The following is a 19,348-nucleotide window of genomic DNA, read 5'->3' as shown; positions in this document are numbered from 1 at the left end:
TATTTTTTATTCAGCCCAGTGATAGCCTCTCATCACTGGGAACTCCATGTAAAACGTTAATTTACATTTACCTGCGTAGGTAAAAGCAGGTAATATGCGCCGCAATTAAGTGGCAATTTTTAAGGACGACCATGCAAAAATCAACCAAAGAGCTATTACTGGCTATTTTATGCATATTGCTTGCAATGATCACTATTCAGTCTGGGGCTTCACTGGCTAAGCAGCTTTTCCCTATTGTTGGCCCTGAGGGCACAACGGCCTTACGTTTAGGTTTTTCTGCCGCTATTCTTTGTTTAATTTTTAAACCTTGGAGACACTTTCCGGTTGCAAGCCAGCGTTTACCCATCTTAATTTATGGTCTGAGCCTAGGCGGCATGAACATTCTATTTTATTACGCCATTGAACGTATTCCACTGGGTATTGGTGTTGCGCTTGAATTTACCGGGCCCCTTGCCGTTGCGTTATTTTCATCAAGACGAAAGCGTGATTTATTTTGGGTTGCCTGCGCAATAACCGGAATATTATTACTGTTACCCGATATGAAAGGCCAAGAAAGTTTAGACCCAATTGGCGTGATCTTAGCGCTTGCAGCGGGTGCGTGTTGGGCAGGTTATATTTTATTTGGTAAAAAAACCGGCAGCCAAAGCTCTGGTGGAGCAACAGTAGCGATGGGTATGACCATTTCAGCTATTGTGCTTGTACCTTATGGTGGTATATCACAAAGTGCTGCATTTACTTGGGATATTATTCCGTTAGGTATTGCCATTGCGGTACTCTCAAGTGCCTTACCTTATACTTTAGAAATGATCACGCTGCGTAATATGTCGCCGCAAGGGTTTAGCATTATGATGAGCCTTGAACCCGCTATTGCAGCACTCGCTGGCTTAGTTATTTTAGGTGAACTACTTAGCATTTGGCAGTGGCTTGCTATTTTATTAGTTATTATTGCCTCGGTTGGTAGCTCAACGTCAAACAGTAAAAAGCAGCCAGTTCCTGCTTAATATTTAATTAAATATTAAGCTACTGAGACACACAAAACCCACGCTATTTGCTTGGGTTTTGCAATTAAGTTATTCACTATTTTATAGGGGATGGCTGGCCATGTGGGCTTGAACGCAAATATTGCTTTGGTGCTTGTACTTGCGCGCCCAACTCGGCCGCAGCATGCCAAGGCCAATGTGGGTTATATAAAATACCCCGCGCTAAAGCAACACCATCAGCATGTTCATCACTGATAATACTTTCAGCTTGCTGCGCCTCGGTAATTAAACCCACCGCTATCACTGGCATATTCACAACCTGTTTAATGGCGGTTGCAAACGGCACCTGAAAATTCTTAGCAACAGGTATATCTTGCTCAGGGCTTAAACCCGCAGTGCTTACATGAATAAAGTCACACCCTAACGCGTCAAGCGCTTTTGCCAGTTCAATTGATTGCGGTAAATCCCAACCACCATCAACCCAATCGGTTGCTGAAATACGTACACCCACCGCTTTATTGCTTGGAAATGCCGCTCTTACAGCTTTAAATACGTCGAGTAATAATCGCATTCTATTTTCTAGGCTACCACCGTATTGATCATCACGTTTGTTTGTCAGCGGCGATAAGAACTGGTGTAGCAAATAACCGTGCGCGCCATGTATTTCAATTAAATCAAGGCCCAACTCGTCAGCGCGCTTTGCCGCATTAACAAAGTCACTTATGAGCGAATCTATATCATCTTGGTTCATCGCTTTGGGAATGGGGCTGTTTTCATCATAGGCAATGGCTGATGGCGCAACCGTTTGCCAACCATTAAGGTGATCGGGCATAAGTGCCCCACCGCCATCCCATGGTTTATCGGTTGACGCTTTACGACCTGCATGGGCTAATTGAATACCAATAGGCATTGGGCTGTATTGTCTTACGGCCGTTAAACTTTTTGCTAATGCAGCTTGGGTTGTATCATCCCATAATCCTAAATCGGCGTAACTAATTCGCCCCTCGGGATTAACGGCCGTCGCTTCTAAAATAAGTAAACCCGCTCCACTTAAACTCAATTGCCCTAAATGAATGGTATGCCAGTCACTTGCAGCGCCATTGTTGGCCGAGTACTGGCACATGGGTGCAATAATAATTCTATTCTCTAGGCTTAACTTACCAAGTGACAATGGTGAAAACAGCTTTGACATTATAAATCCTCATATAACTGACTCTCAGCCACAACTAAATTGTGCTGTTCGTGTTATCAATAATTAAACATGTACTATAAAGATTATGGGGGGGAATATTCATTTTTATAGTGTTTATAAAAATATAAGTAATGACGTTTTAAACTATTCATTATCCAGTTTTTATCTATATTAGGCACAATTATTATTTTGGTTGATTTTAAAGCAACGCCTTTGTTCATTTAATATACAGTGCGAAACACTCAAATTCATATTTATATTTTTATTCTAGAAAAGTGAATTAAAATTCATATTTTTATTTCCATCACTAAAACACCCTGATACTATTAGCGCTCATTTATAAACACATTTTATTGAACTAGGATCACTTTTTATGTTTAAACCAAGCCTGTTAACCTTGGCTGTATCAAGCGCACTGAGTGGTGTATTATTTAGCAGTAATGCAGTGGCTCAAGAGCAAGTTATTGAAAAGAACAAATCGCTTGAAGTTATTGAGGTTACAGCAACGCGCCGAAGTGGCTCAATTCAAGCTGCGCCTCTTAACATTACCGCGCTCGATGCTGATGTAATGAAAGATCAAAACATCAGTGAGCTGGCCGATGTAGCACGTTGGGTACCGGGCTTAACAATTACAGATCAAGGTGGCCGTGCCGGTTCACCTATTATAGTTCGTGGATTAAATACTAATTCATCAGGCCCTTCATCAGATGGTGGCACTGTTGCCACTTATATTAATGAAATTCCAGTATCGGTCGATATGCGCCTTGTTGATGTAGAGCGCGTGGAAGTGCTTATTGGGCCACAAGGTACATTATATGGAGCTGGTACATTAGGCGGCGCTATTCGCTATATGCTTAAAGAACCAGAGCTTGATTTCACCTCAGGGGAAGTATTTGGTGATGTTTTTCAAACTCAAGAAAGTGATTCGGTCGGTGGTGAAGCGGGCTTTATTTTCAATTTACCATTGATTGAAGATAAACTGGCGGTACGTACCAGTTTAAATATTTATGAAGACCCAGGGTTTATTGACTACGCCTACACCGTTCGTGAACCAGGTGTATCGATTACCGACCCTGATTGGACAAACCTTGATGCAGTCAACAGCAATCTTAAAAATGTAAAAGACGCCAACGGTGAAACAACCACAACTGGCCGTATTTCATTGCGTTACAAAGCAAATGAGTCATTTGAAGGCACATTAAACTACTTCTATCAAAAGCAAGACACCGAAGGCCGCTCAATTGTTCATCACAACAGCCTTAATGCTAACAATGGCTTAAATGATCGCATTGGCAAATACGAGTCAGCGTACCGTTATGAAGAGCCACGGATAAAAGAAGACCAATTACTAAGCCTTGAACTAAAAGCCGACTTAGGTTTTGCTGAGCTGGTCTCAGCTACCGGTATTTCTCAATTTGACGCCGATGGGCAACGTGATCAAACTGATCTTTTAATTCGCTTAGACTATGGGTACGAAGAGTTTCCTTCGTTTTCAGCGTTTACCCGTGAAATTGACGAAAAAGACACCTTTACTCAAGAACTGCGTTTAGTCTCACAAAGTGATGGCGATTTAAGCTGGATTGTTGGTGGTTTTTACAACAAAACTGACACCGATGCATCAAGCAGAGAGTACACACCAGGGTTTGATCAGTTCGCGGTTGATAATTTCGAAGGCGCACAACTTAGACCAGACTCTTTAGAATATTTAGAAATTACTGGCAGCGATGTCACTGAATCAGCGCTTTTTGGTGAAGTGGGTTACCAAGTAACCGATAAACTCGACATTACCATTGGCGCGCGTTTTTACGAATACGATGTTGAGTCAAAAGCGGCTTTTGACTTCCCATTAGCAAATACCTTGTATGAAGGTGCTGCACCTGATGCAATCTCAATTAATTTTGAAGAAAACAAAGCGGGTGACAACGGTAATCTATTTAAATTTAATGCTAAGTATCAGTTTACTGATACTGTAATGGGATACGCCACTGTTAGCGAAGGCTTTAGAATTGGCGGCTCAAATGGCCTAGTGCCTTGTCCTGTGCCCTTACCTGAGGATCAACAAACAGGCTGTGGTACACCTGATGAAATGCTGTATGAAGCAGATACCACAACTAACTATGAGCTAGGCTTTAAAAGTACATGGTTTAGAAGCCAACTACACTTTAACGCCGCACTATTCAATGTTGATTGGGATAACGCACAAATTGCAGGGGCAACAACAGTAGGCCAACTACCGTATTTATCAAATGCTGGTAGCGCGAATGCGAAAGGGATTGAGATTGCCACGCGTGCAATTTTATCAGACTCATTTACTGCCTATGCAACTTATGCCTATACAAAAGCAGAGCTAACCTCAGACGCACCCTATTTATTTAATGCTGACGGGAGTGATGGCGCGGTAGATGGCGACCGTTTACCAGGCTCGCCAGAGCATCAGTTCTCTATGGGGATTAACTACCAAACAGACGTGTTAAATGATAAAACCTTAGATATTAACTACGGTTTAACTGCACAAAGTGATGTAATTTCAAAAGTAGGCCTACGTGACAACGGTGAAGCACTTCCAGGTTATAGCTTAAGTAATCTTTCAGCTAAATTAACCGCCGATGCGTGGTCGACTACTTTATATGTAGATAACCTATTTAATAAATATGCGGTTACCTCTGTTCGTCGCTCAGATGCGGATATTACAACAGCGAATGGCGCAGACATACAACGTAACTATGGTTACTATGTTAATCGCCCGCTTACTGTAGGCATTAAATTTAACTATAAGTTTGAAATATAATTAAACGATACGTTGGAAATATAATTAAACGATAAGTTTAAGTACAATCAAGAGGCTCAAATTAATTTGAGCCTTTTTATTTGTAAGTACATTATTTATAAGAGTATTCATGCAGCCAAACTTAAAGCAACTACACCAAAGCGCTATAAACAACTTAAACCAAGGCAACATTCAGCAAGCGCATAAAGCACTGGTTGAGCTAGTGACACTGCAGCCTGACTTTGCTGATGGCTACTTTTTACTCGCCATGGTTAATTTACAGGTTGGTCAAATTTATAAAGCGATAAAGCTAATTGAAAAAGCATTAAACTTTACTCAGTCTATTGAATATACAGCGCAACTTGCCAAGTGCTACGCTCTTACCGGCGATTTACAAAAAGCGAAAAGCACCGCCCTCAGCGTTAAGCTTGAACATATTAGTAAAGCACTTGATGCCGATACATTAGGCGTGGCGCTCACCCAAGCGGGTTTACATCAACAAGCAGCTGATTACTTTATATGCGCATTAAGTATAGCTGAGAGGAGTAATACTCGTCAGCCACAGTTTTATTATAACTATGGGGTATGTGCTAAATTTTTAGGCCAGTTTGAAAAGGCGCAGCACGCGTTTGAAAATGCCATTGCACTGAATCCGCTTCATCATCAAAGTCATTTTGCTTTAGCTGATTTAACTAAAGTCACTAGGCAAAACAACCACATAGCGCGATTAAAAAACGCATTTGAACAGGTCAATCACCCTGACGCTAAACTGCATATAGGTCATGCACTGGCAAAAGAATATCAAGACCTAGGCGACTTTTCAGCAGCCTTTGCCGCGTTACAACATGGTAAAGCAGCAAAACTCGCTAATAAGGCGTTTGATAACCAAGCGTCTGAGGCACTATTCGCACACATTAAACAGCTCAGTGATAAATACAAAAACCAACAAACAGCTGGCAACCAAAGCTGTGAGCCAATTTTTGTATTAGGCATGCCGCGCTCTGGCACCACATTAGTTGAGCGCATTTTATCAAGCCACAGCGACGTACAATCGGCTGGCGAGCTGCAAGACTTTGGCCTAAGTGTAAAAAAACTTAGCCAAACACCAACGCCTCAAGTACTTGATACAGACACCTTAAGCCAAGCTTACCAGCTTGATTTTGCAAAACTTGGCAGCACTTACCTTGAGGCGACCCGTGTAGTTACCGGTAGCCATAAACACTTTATTGATAAATTACCGTTTAACTTTTTTTATATCGATTTAATTACCAAAGCCCTGCCAAACGCCAAAATAATCTGCCTACTTCGCGACCCCATGGACACCTGTATTGGTAACTATCGTCAGCTATTTACTATTAACAACCCGTATTATGCTTACTCGTTAGACTTACTCGACACTGCTAAATTTTACAGCCGCTTTTATAAACTAATACAGCACTTTAGCGCCCTTCACAGCAATATTAAACTAGTAAAATACGAAGAACTTGTAGCCGCACCAGAGCAAAAGATAAAAGAGTTAGTGAGCTATTGTGACTTAGACTGGCAACCACAGTGCCTTGATTTTCATTTAAACACTGCACCGGTATCAACCGCCAGTAAAATGCAAGTACGCCAACCGCTTAACAACAAAGCCATAGGCCGCTGGAAAAAATTTAAGCCCCATACCGATGAAGCGCAGTCTTATTTTGTTAAGGAAGGAGTTTTAGGTTTAATTAAATAACAAAAAATATTACGTGGACGGATAGTTCAGTTTGATTAATTTAAAAGTTAGCGGATGGATATAATTTTTTAGGCTGAATGTATTAAAGGTTTTTTCTCTGTTAACTTACCCTCCCCCACTTAAGGAAAAACCCAACGCTGCTACCATAAAAAACTAACAAAAAGTAATACACCAATTACTGCAGCAGCTATAAATAAGTATTTACCAAGCTTAGCATTATGTTTAAGAGATTCTTGGTGTTTAGCCTTAAGCATAAGTAATTGTGCTTCGTTTAAATCGGAACAATGCGTACATTTATCCAAGAATTCAGAATAATACAGTTCACACCTATCACATCGTTTTTGTTTAGGTTGCTTAGATCTCCATGATATGCTCATCCCTAAAGACATTATAACTTCCACTCGAGAGTACCAGCGTACTCAACCTTAACCAGCCTACCATTTAATAACGCAGGCTTAAATCGCCATAGCTTTAAAGCCCGTAAACCTTCCTTTTCAAATACACCTTTAGGAGCAGATTCAATTACTTCAACTCTTTCTAACGTACCAACTTCATTCACTATTGCTTTGTTATATGTATATTACTCATTTTATTGGATTTTTATTTAACCGTAGTTTTGTTTTAACTACAAGAATTAATGTAGGAAGTTGTAATACCAAGAATGAAAACCCTAAGCCTTTAACTGAAAATTCAGCTGACCCAGTAAAAATAAGAACCATTGATAAAACAAGCCAAATTACAAAGAAAAATAAGCCGTAACCGATCAATGATTTGAATACTATTTGATTATCTGGCGACATACTTTCCTGTACATATAACGCTTGCCTAACCGGCGAAAAATAGCAGGCTAAAATTAGCGACGAAGGAGCGCAGCCTGCTGTTTTGCGTCCTTTGGTTTAGGCACTTGTTAGCTTTTTTTGGGAAGAAGAGCAAACTCATAATTTCCTCTAGGTATGTATTTTGAACCACAACTGCTACAACCAAACACATCTAAGTTTCTAATAGTAAGCTCAGGAATCACAATATCTTCATTACAACATTGGCACTTAATATCGTAGGTTTTGCAGTTAAAAGTAACTTTATTATTTGTTTTATCGACTTTCACTGAGAATAATGCTCCGCAGCGGTTGTTGCTGCACTTGCGAACTTCTCCATCTTTTGCCTTAAGCAAAGAAAAGGCTATATCCTGCTCACAGACTGGACATTTTTGTATATCAACACCTTTAATACTAATAAGAAAATTAGTGTTTATATATTCTTTTAGCTGTTCTGCAATTGTAAGAGCAGCACTTCTTACATCTGTTGAATCTACAAAGGCTGCTTTTTTAGGCTCCACTAAATGCAAGAAGCTACCCAGCTTATTGTAAGTCTTATTTAACCAGCGAACAGGAGGTAGCTTTTGCTCACCTAAAAACAGCCAATCGTCTTTCGGTGGCTCTTTCGCGTTTGATAAGTTTATTTCAACAACACAATTTGCTCCCGTTAATGAATCAAATTCGGACAACATTCTTAGTGCTTTATTTGGCTGCCAAGTTTCGATAATTGAATTTGGCAGCCCATCTATTCCGTGAAGAAGTTTCTGATATACAATCGCTTCAATGCAAAATCTAAGTTCGAGACAGGCGTATATATGATCAGTTGCATTATTAGACTTAAGCAGATCCATTGCCCTATTTAAGTACATCTGCTTGTCATAAATTTTAAATACCGACATGATTGCCTCGAAAAGCTAACGCCGCGTTAAGGTGCGACAAACATAGTGTGCCATACTTGAGCGAAGCGAAACCGGCACGCGTTTGGAGTCACTCTTAAACGCTTTGTTATGTGCGTACTTTTAGATATGCACTTTCTTGGTTTTCATTGGAATTTCACCAAATCGTCAGTAGGCTCTGCCTAAAACCGCGGTTGATCCCTAGGGATGATAGAACCTTCGATGATTGGTTGGACAAATAAACAACTAATATACGAATTTTTTCTACTACCATAGGAAACCCTCCTTCAAGTTGAGATGTGATAAGACCTGTAATTTCAGAAAGAACAAATGCAGCCCAAAAGCCAACTTGTTCTGGATGTAAGTAAATTAAGGTTGCCATCATCAGCCTAAGGGAACCACCGCATAGGGACAAAATTTGTTTCGGCTTTTAACTGCTTACACTTCTATTATGACACGATTAAAACTAACATCTAAATTCTGATAAAAACGGCTAGTTTCATGCTTATTTAGCGATTTTCTTGAGCTTAACCTTTTGAATATAAACAATAAGCACATAACATTTTAGTATTTATGCGACACGCTGTTTGTGTTGCATAATCGCTTGTTGGACTGAGCCGCTACCTGCTCGGTGTGTCAGCGTTGGTGTTGTTTATGCTATGGGAATTTGCTTTTTGGAGGCTCTCACTTTCCTAGCTGATTTAATCAGCTTAGCTAGTGTTATGTAAGCTTTCCCTGCATTGCTCAGCGCTTATTATGTATTCATTACACCTTAATTTGCCTTAATAAGCAATTATATTTTTTACACGTACAGAGGCCGCTAGCCTGAGCAGTTAAGCAGGTTAACTAATTGATTTTAAGCAGCTACCTAGCTGCTAACTCGTTCGCTCTACTTTGGTCCTTGTTTCATATAACTGGAATACGCCAATTAACCGCAAGATACCTGCCTTACAATGCTGGCAAGGCCAATGCGGTATCAGTGTTACGTTTTCTGTCTTTAGCTTCTCCACTTTACCTCTGTGTGATTCTTGTGACCTTATTAATGCTAACTTTCGCTTGCGACACGCATTAGCTAAAAAGCCATAGTGGCGAATGCGCATAAACCCTTTGGGCAATACATGTTGTAAGTAGCGCCGTAAAAATTCATCACAACTCAGAGTCATGACTTTATCGCGGTTGTTATCTGCATAATCGCGGTATTTAAAGCTCACTGTTTCTTCAGTCGCTGACACTAATCGCGATTCTGACATCACGCCTTTTAGGGTATAACGAGCAAGGTAACTAACTAGCTTTTCACTGTACGTTAAACAGGCTTTGCTATACACGCACCATTTGGTTGGCGTGCTTACCTTCGCGAATGAACTATCGCATTCATTGAGCGCCGCCAGCATTTTCCCTCTGAACACTGTTGATAATGCTTTAACGGGGTATAAATAGCCTTTTTCTATTTCATGCCAGTGCGCTTTATCAAGCGCGCCTGCGGGTATCAAACAGTGTAAATGGATATGCTGACCTAAGTTTTGCCCCCACGTATGCAGTACACTTGTCATGCCTAACTGACCATGCCTCTTTCGTTTCGCAAATTTACTCAGCGTTTGCCATGTGGCTTTGAATAAACACTGATACAACGCGTTTGGGTTGTAGTGCGCAATGATATTCAACTCATGAGGGAGCGTAAAAACAAGGTGGAAATACCGACACGGTAATAAATCCTCTTGCTGCCTTTGCACCCACTTAGCAGTAGCCATGCCTTGGCAACGCGGACAATGACGGTCTCGACAACTACATCCAATCTTTTGCGACTCCCCACAGCTATCACATTGCCATGCTTGATAACCGAGCTGACCCGTTCTGCATGATTGAAGGTGCTGACACACGCGCAGTTGTTGATAACTCACCGTATGATGTTGGCGATAACTCTCAAGGCTTGAGTTTAAAATATCAGCGAGGTGTAAGGCGTTCATTGTTTACTCCAGCTCGCAAGCAAATCAATGCCGCCATGACCTAACTCTGGTAACCAATGTAAGTAACTTTGTGTGGTTTTAATATCACTGTGGCCAAGCTGATGTTGCAGTTGATGAAGTGGCATACCTGATTCAAGTTGGTGTGTTGCATAAGCATGGCGTAAAGTATGTGGATTACAGTGCTTTAAGCCACACGCTTGTGCATGTTTTCTCAATGGCTTCCTGAAGGTTGATGCTGACATAGGTTTATCCATTAATAACCGTGAATAGAACATCCAACCTGTTGGGTGATACATTTTCCAATAACAACGTAATTGAGCCAGCACGCTATCTGATACAACCACATATCGTGATTTATCCCCTTTACCTTGTTCAATTAAAATAGTTTTACGCTGTCCATCGATATCTTGCACTTTAATGCGTAGCAGTTCATTAATACGTAAGCCACACCCATAGCACACCATAATCAATGTTTTTAAGCGCATATCGGTGCAACTTTCTATAAGCCGTCGCATGTCATCGCGCGATAAATACGTGGGTGCGCGAAGTTTTACTTTTGGCAGTACAATATCTAAGTTAAGTGGCCGATGTAAAATATTCTTAAACAAGAACCAAATACTGTTTATCTGTATTTTTTGGCTTGCTCTAGAAAGTTTACGAATCGCAGGATCGTTAAAAAAGGCGTTAAGTTCCTCATCAGTAATCGAATCGAGCGGTTTATTAAAATAATGACTGAGTTTTAGTAAATGTTCACAGTAGCTTTTACATGTACTTTGCGAATAACCACGATAGGCTATTTCAGTTTTGACTTGTTCAATGAGTGTATTCATGACTTACCTCCAAGTTATGGGATAACCCCAAGGTAAGTGTGGCTCAAATGATAAGAATAGGATCTCCGCGTAGCGGCTTAGTTCAACAATTTAATAGTGCGCTCATCGCGCATATTTCTACCGACTTAACGCTCATTTATCTAGCTTATATAGTTTTAACAAATAACCTAAGGTATTACTATCACTAAGCTTTTATTGTTATTAAGTGATAAAGAACAGATTAATATGCGCGCGTCGCTCATTTTCATGAATATATGAGCAAAGGGCTATTTTGCTAATTAATTAACGACGATTTTTTTTGCCAATCTCAATGCCCGGTTATCGCTCATACCTACATGCTAAGTTTAATCTAATAATTATGACTATAAACAAAACTTAGCACGTAAATTCAAGGTTATTGCTCATCGGCGTCGCGAATGCGTTCTTTACGTTCTTGCTCTTCATCAAAGGCGGCTTGAATTTCGTCAAGTACTGAGTCTACATCTGCCGCTTCGCTGTCGTCTTCAAATTCGCCACTGAGTTTTGAGTGCGGGGTTAAGTTAGCATCTGCAAACAATGCCCACATTTCTTTGGCGTATTGCGTGTGTAATAACGCTGGTGCAAATTGGCCATAATAGCGGCGCATGTTATTTACATCACGGGCAAACATGGCTTCGGCGCTGTTATTGGCAGAGGCGTTAACCGCTTGAGGTAAATCAATAATTACCGGGCCGTTACTATCTACAAGTATATTAAATTCAGATAAGTCACCGTGAATAATCCCAGCGCACAGCATGAGTTTAATGTAGTGCATCATTAATGTATGTTGCTCAATGGCTTGTTGTTCGGTTAAATCAACTGCACCAAGCTGAGGTGCAACATCGCCTTCATCATCGCTTACTAGTTCCATTAACAAAACACCGTCAATGCAGCCGTAAGTTTGCGGTACGCGAACACCTGCTGAGGATAAACGCGACAGTGCGTCAACCTCGGCATTTTGCCAAATTTCTTCTTCTAATTGGCGGCCATAGCTTGAACGTTTACCCATAGCACGGGCTTGGCGGCCACCACGTACTTTTCGCCCTTCTTGATATTGCGCGGCTTTTTTAAAACTGCGCTTACTGGCCTCTTTGTACACTTTAGCGCAGCGAATGTCATCGCCACAGGCCACCACAAATACATCGGCCTCTTTACCGCTCATTAAACGGCTGATCACTTCATCAATAAAACCATCATCAACTAATGGCTGTAAGCGTTTAGGTATTTTCAAACGACACCTACTAAAAATACAGGGTTGGCTTTTTGTTTTGCTATGTGGTTCAAACGAGGCATACCTTTGGGGATTGAAGAAAGTTATAAATTATTAGTAAACTTTAAAGTTACATTTAATGACTAAATTACGCAGCTAGAATAAGCGACTACAGCTAAAAAGCCAACCGCCTTTTTTGCTTTTTAAACATTATTGAACAAGAGCCTAGGGTCTGTTGACCTTTCAAGGTTAAATTTGCAGCAGTCTGTTTGGTATTTAGGTAAGGCAGAGCCTATGTGGTGTGGTTATTCCCCATAAATAGGCGATAACGCAGCATCAATGCCAAACAGGCGCTGCCCTTTGGGTTCTGCCTAGGGGCGATTTACTCTTTGTTGCTCGGTTTTTACTTAGCCCACTAGGTTACAAACCGAGCGCCGCGATTAAACCGCCCCTAGTTTGAACAAATTTTAATCCGCAAAGGTCAACAGACCCTAGATAAAACCAAAAAACGAGCACGGTTTAGCGTACTCGTTTACTTTATATTATTAAAAAGTGTTTAGAACTGCCACACTAAAGACGCCCAATAGCGACGGCCATCTTCAACATAACCGTACTCTTGCTCTGTGATCTCTTTATCAAGCAAGTTGTAAATTCCAGCACCAAGTTTAACGCTGTCACTTAGCTGATAATTAGCACCTAAATTGGCAATGGTATAATCAGGGGCAATTAAACTACTTTGTGAAGGCCCTGTGGTAGGCTGGCTTTCTTCTCCACGATATTGCACACGTAACCATCCGCCTAACTTATCTGTTGGACGCCAATTTAAAGACGTTTGTAAACTATGTTTTGGTAGCTGATTAAGTGGGCTCCCTTTATATTCACCGGTTTTTTGCTCTGAGTCGGTGTAGGTATAACTGGCACTCACATCAATTTCAGTTGAAATATCGTAATCTACTGATAGCTCAATACCTTGGGTTATGGCTTCATCCACATTAATGTACGTAGTTGGCATGGAGCCAAACTGATTTGGGCCATCTGTGCACTGCGTTAATGGGCAAGCTATACGGGTTATTTTGTCATCAAATTCATTATAAAAAACGGTTGTCGATATGCTTAAATCGCGTCCAGAATCATAGTAAACACCCATTTCATAGTTAACTGACTGCTCAGGCTTTAAGTCAGGATTACCATAAATATTCCCGCCACGACTCACTTGTCCCCATTGCGCGGTAGATTGGCGAATATTTGGCGCACGGAAACCGGTTGATATGCCGCCTTTAATGGTGATCAACTTAGATGCGCTATAAACACCATACAAACGTGGGCTCCAATGACCCGCAAAGTTGCCATCATGATCGTAACGTAGGCCTGCGGTAAGCTTAAAGTCATCCGTAGCTGCCCACTCGTTTTCACCAAAAACTGACCATTGCTCGTTTTCTACATGGGTTAAGTCGCTAATTTTATTGCTTGTATAATCATCCAATGACTCTTTTAAATAGGTCGCACCAAACGTAGAGTTATGATTGCTATAAAGCGGTAAACTCCATGTCGTTTGAATGTCGGTATTTTCGACAAACATTTCACGTGAGTTATTATCAAACTTATCGTACTTAATGTAACTACGCGACGAGCCAAAGTCGTAAAAACCGTTGTGTGACATAGAGTATGTTTGTTGCTCATACTCAGTAGTTGCTGATTCAGGGCAACCACGTCGACCACAGTTTTCACCTGGCGCAAGCGGGGCAACTGTTTTGCCGAGAGTTTCATCTAATGTTTGTTTTGCTGAGCCAAGTTCAAACATTAATTCGTGACTATCATTAGGTGTTAATGTGAACTTGGCTTTTACGTTACTTTGTTCTTTTCCTCGAAATCCTGCAGTAAACTCATCTTCATTTCGCTTTGAAAACTGCCCATACAATTGCACGCCCAATAGATCTGGAATAATGCCACCAGAAGTGAAAAAGCTGGCTTGGTTTATATCACCTGACTGACTTTGCTCTTGAATGGTGCTGTCTAAACGCAGTTCACCGTACCACTGCTCTGGCGCTTTACGAGTAATAATATTGATCACACCACCAATAGCATCAGAGCCATACAACGACGACATAGGGCCACGTATTACTTCAATACGTTCAATCGCTGAAATTGGCGGCGTCCAAGCACCTTCTACGCCTGGGCCATCACTATTAGGTCGTGTTTCTCTTGAGCTTTGGCGTTGTCCATCAATAAGAATAAGCGTGTATTGGCTAGCCATACCACGCAAGCTAATATCTTTTCTGTCGCCTCCGCCGGTTACTATTACACCCGGAATATCAGCCATTGCGTCGGTTAAGTCACGATAAAAGCGTTTTTCTAGCTGCGCTCTGTCGATAACACTAATGCTTGCGGGCGCCTCTTTGAGCATTTGTTCGTAGCCAGAAGCAGTGACAACCATTACTTCCATATCTTGTTTTTTTTCATCAGCAAAAGCAGGGTTAGCAATTGCAAAAGTACTTAAAATAAATGCAGTTACCGGCCTTAACTTACAACTTACCGTGTTCATGATATTTCTCCGTGACATTTAGCGTGCAAATGATAATAATTAGCGTTTGCGATAATAGTGAGAAGTTCCCTTTCTCACAACGTTATTTTTATTAAAGCTAATTTAAGTAAGGCTTAACGGTATGAGTGATAAGTTAACTAAAACCCTGAATATATTTGTTCGCACAGTACAAACGGGAAGTATGAGTAAAGCTGCCGCTGACCTTTTAATGACAACCTCTGCAATTAGCCAGCAAATAAAACAAATAGAGCAAGATGTAGGTTTGAGTTTATTTAATCGAAGCCCTCGAGAATTAACGCTTACCGAGGCGGGTGAACTGTATTATCAAAGTTGTTTACAAATGCTTGCCGTTGCAACAGCTACATCAGAACAATTACAGCATTTACAAAATTGCCCGAGTGGGCAATTAAAACTAGCAGCCCCTGTCGGTTTTGGAGGTGGGTTACTAAGCGAGCCTGTAAAGCATTTAATTAGCCAATTTAATGATATAGATGTGCACTTAACGCTTTCTGACGAACCCATTGATATGATCAGAACAGGTATAGATTTAGTGCTGGCGATTGGCCCTCTCGAAGACTCAAACTTAATTGCACGCCAGCTCGCTAGTTGGCCATTAATACTGTGTGTTCATAAAAATCATGCACTAGCACAGCAACCAAAAATCACACTGGATGACCTAAAAGCGCATAATCGCATTGCGCATATAGCTGTTGATCCGGCGCTTACGCACCTTACTCGCGGCGTAAATACAACACTACAAAAAGCGCGTATTACCATTAATAATATGCAAACTGTGATTCAATTTGTTCTCGATGAGTTAGGCTATGCTATTTTGCCTGAGCCTGAAGTACGTAATTTCTTAGCTACAGGAGAACTTTTAGAAATATGCACTGATTGGCAACTTCCCCATTACGATGTATTTGCTCTAACGCCTGCACGCGATACGTTAGCAGCAAAAACAAAAGCCGCAATTAAAGCACTTAACGCATCATTTTCAGCTATTTAAATAACCTAAGTTCAGGTTAAATAACCTATGGCTTGTTTATAGCTAGTTCATTGCAAGCAAAATTCCTACCTGCATCATTTAACTCCCCGCAATACGCTTCAGTTACTTAATGTTATTGCCTTTGGTTAAAGTTTATACTTGTAGTTTTTCTGTTATGTAAACGCAAAACAAGCATATAGCTAAGCGCTCATTCAGTAAGACTGCATTAGTATTAATACTTTGCGGCACGTTAATAAACACACGGTTATTAAACAGGAGTAAATTACATGGCAACCACATCTAATAAGTCACACGAGGTTAGTAATGCACAATCGGCTTTATTAAACCCAGAGCACAGCATTCAAGTACGAGGCGCGCGTGTTCATAACTTAAAAAATGTGGATGTAAACTTGCCCCGTAATTCACTTGTTGTTTTTACCGGTATATCAGGTTCGGGTAAATCATCGCTCGCCTTTGGAACATTATTTGCCGAATCGCAGCATCGTTATCTTGATTCGGTATCCCCTTATGCACGCCGATTAATCGATCAGGTAGACGAGCCGGATGTAGATTCAATTGAAGGGCTGCCACCCGCGGTAGCACTGCAGCAACAGCGTGGTGCACCTTCGGTACGCTCATCGGTGGGTAGTGTAACCACTATTTCTAACGCGTTGCGAATGCTTTACTCACGCGCAGGCGAATATCCCAAAGGGCAAGGCATACTGTACGCCGATGCGTTTTCGCCCAATACGCCACAAGGCGCCTGCCCAGAGTGCCATGGTATTGGCCGTGTATTTAACGTAACCGAAGAGCTGTTAGTGCCCGACCCTACTAAATCAATTAAAGAGCGTGCTATTGCAGCATGGCCGCCGGCCTGGCAAGGTAAAAACCTAAGCCGTATTCTTACCTCGCTAGGCTACGACATTAATAAACCGTGGAATACCCTGCCTAAAAAAGCCCGTGATTGGATTTTGTTTACCGACGACACACCCACAGTGCCCGTTTTTCCTGAGTACACGCTTGAGCAAACCCAATCGGCGATTAAAAATGAAGAAAGCCCCAGTTACATGGGTACATTCATAAGTGCTAAACGCTTTGTTTTACAATCGTTTGCCAGTACGCAAAGCCCACGCACAAAAAAGCGCGTATCGCAGTATATGCAAATATCACAATGCCCGCAGTGCGAAGGTAAAAAGCTTAAAAAAGAGTCGTTGTCGGTTAAAGTCGCGGGCCTTGATATAGGTGAGATTTCGCAATTAACGCTTAATGAGCTGGCAGATAAATTAAGGTTTGCCGCTAGTACCCCCGCTAAAAGTAATGCTGCAAACCCCGAAAAAGCCATAGTTGCAAAGCGCATCACGAGCGACATTATTAAACGCGTTGAAGCACTCACCAAACTTGGTTTAGGGTATTTATCGCTTGAGCGTACTACGCCATCTTTATCAGCCGGGGAGTTGCAACGCTTGCGCCTTGCAACGCAAATTCGCTCAAAATTATTTGGTGTTGTGTATGTGTTAGATGAACCCTCTGCAGGCTTACACCCTGCCGATACCCAGGCCTTATTAGCCGCACTAGATGAGCTAATAGCTGCTGGTAACTCCGTGTTTGTGGTTGAGCACGACGTAAGTGTTATTCGTCACGCCGATTGGGTGGTTGATGTAGGGCCAAATGCGGGCTCCCGTGGCGGTAATATAGTTTATAGCGGCCCTGTTGAAGGCTTAAAGCAAATTAGCAGCTCACACACGAGCCAATACTTATTTAAAATTAACGAATCTCAGCAAGCTCAAATTCAAAGTAAACAACGCCCAGCAAAAGCATGGCTTACGCTTAAAAATGTTGAGCGTAATAACTTACAAAAGCTTAATGTAGAATTTCCGCTTGGAGTTATTACAAGTGTTACGGGGGTATCTGGCTCAGGTAAATCAAGCTTAGTAAGCCAAGCGCTTGTTGAATTGATTTACGATGCACTAGGGCAAAAATCGCAGCCACAAATACCCATAGATGAAGCCGAGCTACTCGAGCAAGAACTCGATATAACAACCGGCGGACAAATAACTGGGGGCATTGAGCACATAAAGCGACTAATAACGGTTGATCAAAAAGCCATTGGCCGCACACCTCGCTCAAACCTCGCAACTTACACGGGCTTATTTGATCACGTACGTAAACTGTTTGCCAATACCAAAGAGGCAAAAGCACGTAAGTACGATGCCGGTCGTTTTTCGTTTAATGTTAAAAAGGGTCGATGCGAAAATTGCGAAGGTGTTGGCTTTGTAAGCGTGGAGCTGTTATTTTTACCTAGCGTGTATTCGCCTTGCCCTGTGTGTAACGCCAAGCGCTACAACCAAAAAACACTCGAGATTACCTATAAAGATAAAACCATTGCCGATGTACTTAATTTAACGGTGGAGTCTGCGCATACCTTTTTTGCCGATGAACCCGCTATTTTACGTGCGCTAAATGCGCTGCTACAAGTAGGCCTTGGCTATTTACGTTTAGGCCAACCTGCTACTGAGCTTTCGGGCGGTGAAGCCCAGCGCATTAAACTTGCCACTGAACTACAACGTACTCAGCGCGGCGATACGCTTTATATTTTAGATGAACCAACTACCGGCCTACACCCTAAAGATGTAGCCATGCTAATGGCGCAGTTAAATGGTTTAGTTGATACGGGCAACACCGTCATTATGGTTGAGCACGATATGCAAGTTGCCAGTAACAGTGATTGGGTTATTGATATTGGCCCCGGAGCCGGCGATGAAGGCGGGGTAATAGTTGCTCAAGGTAAACCAAACGAAGTTGCGCAATCTATAAAAAGCCGTACTGCGCCGTTTTTGAATAGCGCTATTTAGCTTTTTAAAAACCGCTCTAATTTGGGTTTTATCGTAACCGACATAACAAGCATTAATATTAAACCAATGGGTAGCGCGGCTAATAACCCCTCTACCCACGCTGTATAAAATAAGCGAGTATTAGCAAAGCCAATATTATTAGTAGCGGTAACAAACGCCATTAACAACTCCATGTTCAGTGCCATAAAAACACTAATCACTAAATTACATTTAGCTCGCTTGCTGTTGGTAATAACTTAGTCACAAAAACATTCATAAAAGCAGTCATTGCTAAACCTATTGGCGCCATAACCAGTACAGCACTTAAAAACGAGGTAAACCAATCCATATAAAAATGATCAGTTATACCTACATTTGTATAAGTCATAATGTAAGTAAGAAAACCGCCAACAAGTGTGATCATCATGACCATAACCAGTATTTTGTATATAACAGGTGTTTTTTTAAGCGTAACAGGCACATAGTTTATTAAAGCAGGCGTATTCATTAAATAGATAACACTTCTAACATAGATGATAAAGTCACCTATATCGAATTAATTGACAATATCAACTTTATTTGGTTAATTTGGTCGTCA

General features: G+C 41.3%; 14 protein-coding genes. 5 read left to right on the top strand and 9 right to left on the bottom strand.

The genetic code is table 11. The annotated features are described in order from the left end of the window. The first annotated feature begins 131 nt into the window (after positions 1 to 131). Positions 132 to 1,001: an EamA family transporter gene (locus LOC50_RS16295; protein WP_016899600.1), complete on the top strand. Its 870-nt coding sequence runs from the start codon at positions 132 to 134 to the stop codon at positions 999 to 1,001. A gap of 76 nt (positions 1,002 to 1,077) precedes the next feature. Here LOC50_RS16295 and LOC50_RS16290 read toward each other — a convergent pair whose 3' ends face one another. Beyond that, positions 1,078 to 2,172: an NADH:flavin oxidoreductase/NADH oxidase gene (locus LOC50_RS16290; protein WP_076922003.1), complete on the bottom strand. Its 1,095-nt coding sequence runs from the start codon at positions 2,170 to 2,172 to the stop codon at positions 1,078 to 1,080. A 373-nt stretch (positions 2,173 to 2,545) separates the two neighbouring features. Between LOC50_RS16290 and LOC50_RS16285 the strand changes: the two genes are divergently transcribed. Both LOC50_RS16285 and LOC50_RS16280 read left to right on the top strand, forming a co-directional pair. Next, a complete protein-coding gene (locus LOC50_RS16285) occupies positions 2,546 to 4,960 on the top strand; it encodes a TonB-dependent receptor (protein WP_250653975.1) in 2,415 nt (804 codons plus the stop codon). Positions 4,961 to 5,069: 109 nt separating this feature from the next. Further along, the gene (locus tag LOC50_RS16280; RefSeq protein ID WP_250653974.1) at positions 5,070 to 6,659 is read left to right on the top strand and encodes a tetratricopeptide repeat-containing sulfotransferase family protein; all 1,590 of its coding nucleotides are present in this window, start codon (positions 5,070 to 5,072) and stop codon (positions 6,657 to 6,659) included. Between the two features lie 388 nt (positions 6,660 to 7,047). On the opposite strand, the gene LOC50_RS16275 is transcribed toward LOC50_RS16280, so the two are convergent. The 6 genes from LOC50_RS16275 to LOC50_RS16250 form a co-directional block, all read right to left on the bottom strand. Continuing rightward, positions 7,048 to 7,218, bottom strand: a complete 171-nt coding sequence (locus LOC50_RS16275) for an energy transducer TonB (RefSeq protein WP_250653973.1) — start codon at positions 7,216 to 7,218, stop codon at positions 7,048 to 7,050. Positions 7,219 to 7,566: 348 nt separating this feature from the next. Continuing rightward, entirely contained in the window at positions 7,567 to 8,373 is an 807-nt protein-coding gene (locus tag LOC50_RS16270) for a hypothetical protein (RefSeq protein WP_250653972.1), read from the bottom strand. A gap of 872 nt (positions 8,374 to 9,245) precedes the next feature. Then, entirely contained in the window at positions 9,246 to 10,334 is a 1,089-nt protein-coding gene (locus LOC50_RS16265; protein WP_250653971.1) for an IS91 family transposase, read from the bottom strand. Then, positions 10,331 to 11,164 carry a tyrosine-type recombinase/integrase gene (locus LOC50_RS16260; protein ID WP_063528612.1) on the bottom strand — a complete coding sequence of 278 codons (834 nt, stop codon included), beginning with the start codon at positions 11,162 to 11,164 and terminating at the stop codon, positions 10,331 to 10,333. Before LOC50_RS16260 ends, LOC50_RS16265 begins: the two co-directional genes overlap by 4 nt. Before the next feature lie 394 nt (positions 11,165 to 11,558). Next, positions 11,559 to 12,413 carry a PA4780 family RIO1-like protein kinase gene (locus LOC50_RS16255; protein ID WP_250653970.1) on the bottom strand — a complete coding sequence of 285 codons (855 nt, stop codon included), beginning with the start codon at positions 12,411 to 12,413 and terminating at the stop codon, positions 11,559 to 11,561. A 535-nt stretch (positions 12,414 to 12,948) separates the two neighbouring features. Continuing rightward, on the bottom strand, positions 12,949 to 14,934 hold the full coding sequence (locus tag LOC50_RS16250; protein WP_250653969.1) for a ligand-gated channel protein: 1,986 nt from the start codon (positions 14,932 to 14,934) through the stop codon (positions 12,949 to 12,951). A gap of 121 nt (positions 14,935 to 15,055) precedes the next feature. Here LOC50_RS16250 and LOC50_RS16245 point away from each other — a divergent pair, with 121 nt between their 5' ends. Together LOC50_RS16245 and uvrA are read left to right on the top strand one after the other, a co-directional pair. Next, positions 15,056 to 15,940, top strand: a complete 885-nt coding sequence (locus LOC50_RS16245; protein WP_069439145.1) for a LysR family transcriptional regulator — start codon at positions 15,056 to 15,058, stop codon at positions 15,938 to 15,940. A gap of 266 nt (positions 15,941 to 16,206) precedes the next feature. Continuing rightward, positions 16,207 to 18,771 (top strand): excinuclease ABC subunit UvrA, encoded by a 2,565-nt coding sequence (uvrA, locus tag LOC50_RS16240; protein ID WP_250653968.1) that lies wholly within the window; start codon positions 16,207 to 16,209, stop codon positions 18,769 to 18,771. On the opposite strand, the gene LOC50_RS16235 is transcribed toward uvrA, so the two are convergent. Together LOC50_RS16235 and LOC50_RS16230 are read right to left on the bottom strand one after the other, a co-directional pair. Next, positions 18,768 to 18,956: a DUF2798 domain-containing protein gene (locus tag LOC50_RS16235; protein WP_250653967.1), complete on the bottom strand. Its 189-nt coding sequence runs from the start codon at positions 18,954 to 18,956 to the stop codon at positions 18,768 to 18,770. The genes uvrA and LOC50_RS16235 overlap by 4 nt on opposite strands. Before the next feature lie 14 nt (positions 18,957 to 18,970). Further along, positions 18,971 to 19,258 (bottom strand): DUF2798 domain-containing protein, encoded by a 288-nt coding sequence (locus LOC50_RS16230; RefSeq protein WP_250653966.1) that lies wholly within the window; start codon positions 19,256 to 19,258, stop codon positions 18,971 to 18,973. Between the last annotated feature and the right edge of the window lie 90 nt (positions 19,259 to 19,348).

The organism is Pseudoalteromonas sp. SCSIO 43095 (assembly GCF_023650455.1).
GTDB lineage: Bacteria > Pseudomonadota > Gammaproteobacteria > Enterobacterales > Alteromonadaceae > Pseudoalteromonas > Pseudoalteromonas tetraodonis.
This window is presented reverse-complemented; position numbering and strand designations above follow the sequence as displayed.

What these genes read in the sequence shown, in the direction of transcription:
- LOC50_RS16295 (WP_016899600.1), top strand. Translation starts at nt 132, where the DNA reads ATGCAAAAATCAACCAAAGAGCTATTACTGGCTATTTTATGCATATTG.
- LOC50_RS16290 (WP_076922003.1), bottom strand. Translation starts at nt 2,172, where the DNA reads ATGTCAAAGCTGTTTTCACCATTGTCACTTGGTAAGTTAAGCCTAGAG.
- LOC50_RS16285 (WP_250653975.1), top strand. Translation starts at nt 2,546, where the DNA reads ATGTTTAAACCAAGCCTGTTAACCTTGGCTGTATCAAGCGCACTGAGT.
- LOC50_RS16280 (WP_250653974.1), top strand. Translation starts at nt 5,070, where the DNA reads ATGCAGCCAAACTTAAAGCAACTACACCAAAGCGCTATAAACAACTTA.
- LOC50_RS16270 (WP_250653972.1), bottom strand. Translation starts at nt 8,373, where the DNA reads ATGTCGGTATTTAAAATTTATGACAAGCAGATGTACTTAAATAGGGCA.
- LOC50_RS16265 (WP_250653971.1), bottom strand. Translation starts at nt 10,334, where the DNA reads ATGAACGCCTTACACCTCGCTGATATTTTAAACTCAAGCCTTGAGAGT.
- LOC50_RS16260 (WP_063528612.1), bottom strand. Translation starts at nt 11,164, where the DNA reads ATGAATACACTCATTGAACAAGTCAAAACTGAAATAGCCTATCGTGGT.
- LOC50_RS16250 (WP_250653969.1), bottom strand. Translation starts at nt 14,934, where the DNA reads ATGAACACGGTAAGTTGTAAGTTAAGGCCGGTAACTGCATTTATTTTA.
- LOC50_RS16245 (WP_069439145.1), top strand. Translation starts at nt 15,056, where the DNA reads ATGAGTGATAAGTTAACTAAAACCCTGAATATATTTGTTCGCACAGTA.
- uvrA (WP_250653968.1), top strand. Translation starts at nt 16,207, where the DNA reads ATGGCAACCACATCTAATAAGTCACACGAGGTTAGTAATGCACAATCG.
- LOC50_RS16235 (WP_250653967.1), bottom strand. Translation starts at nt 18,956, where the DNA reads ATGGCACTGAACATGGAGTTGTTAATGGCGTTTGTTACCGCTACTAAT.
- LOC50_RS16230 (WP_250653966.1), bottom strand. Translation starts at nt 19,258, where the DNA reads ATGAATACGCCTGCTTTAATAAACTATGTGCCTGTTACGCTTAAAAAA.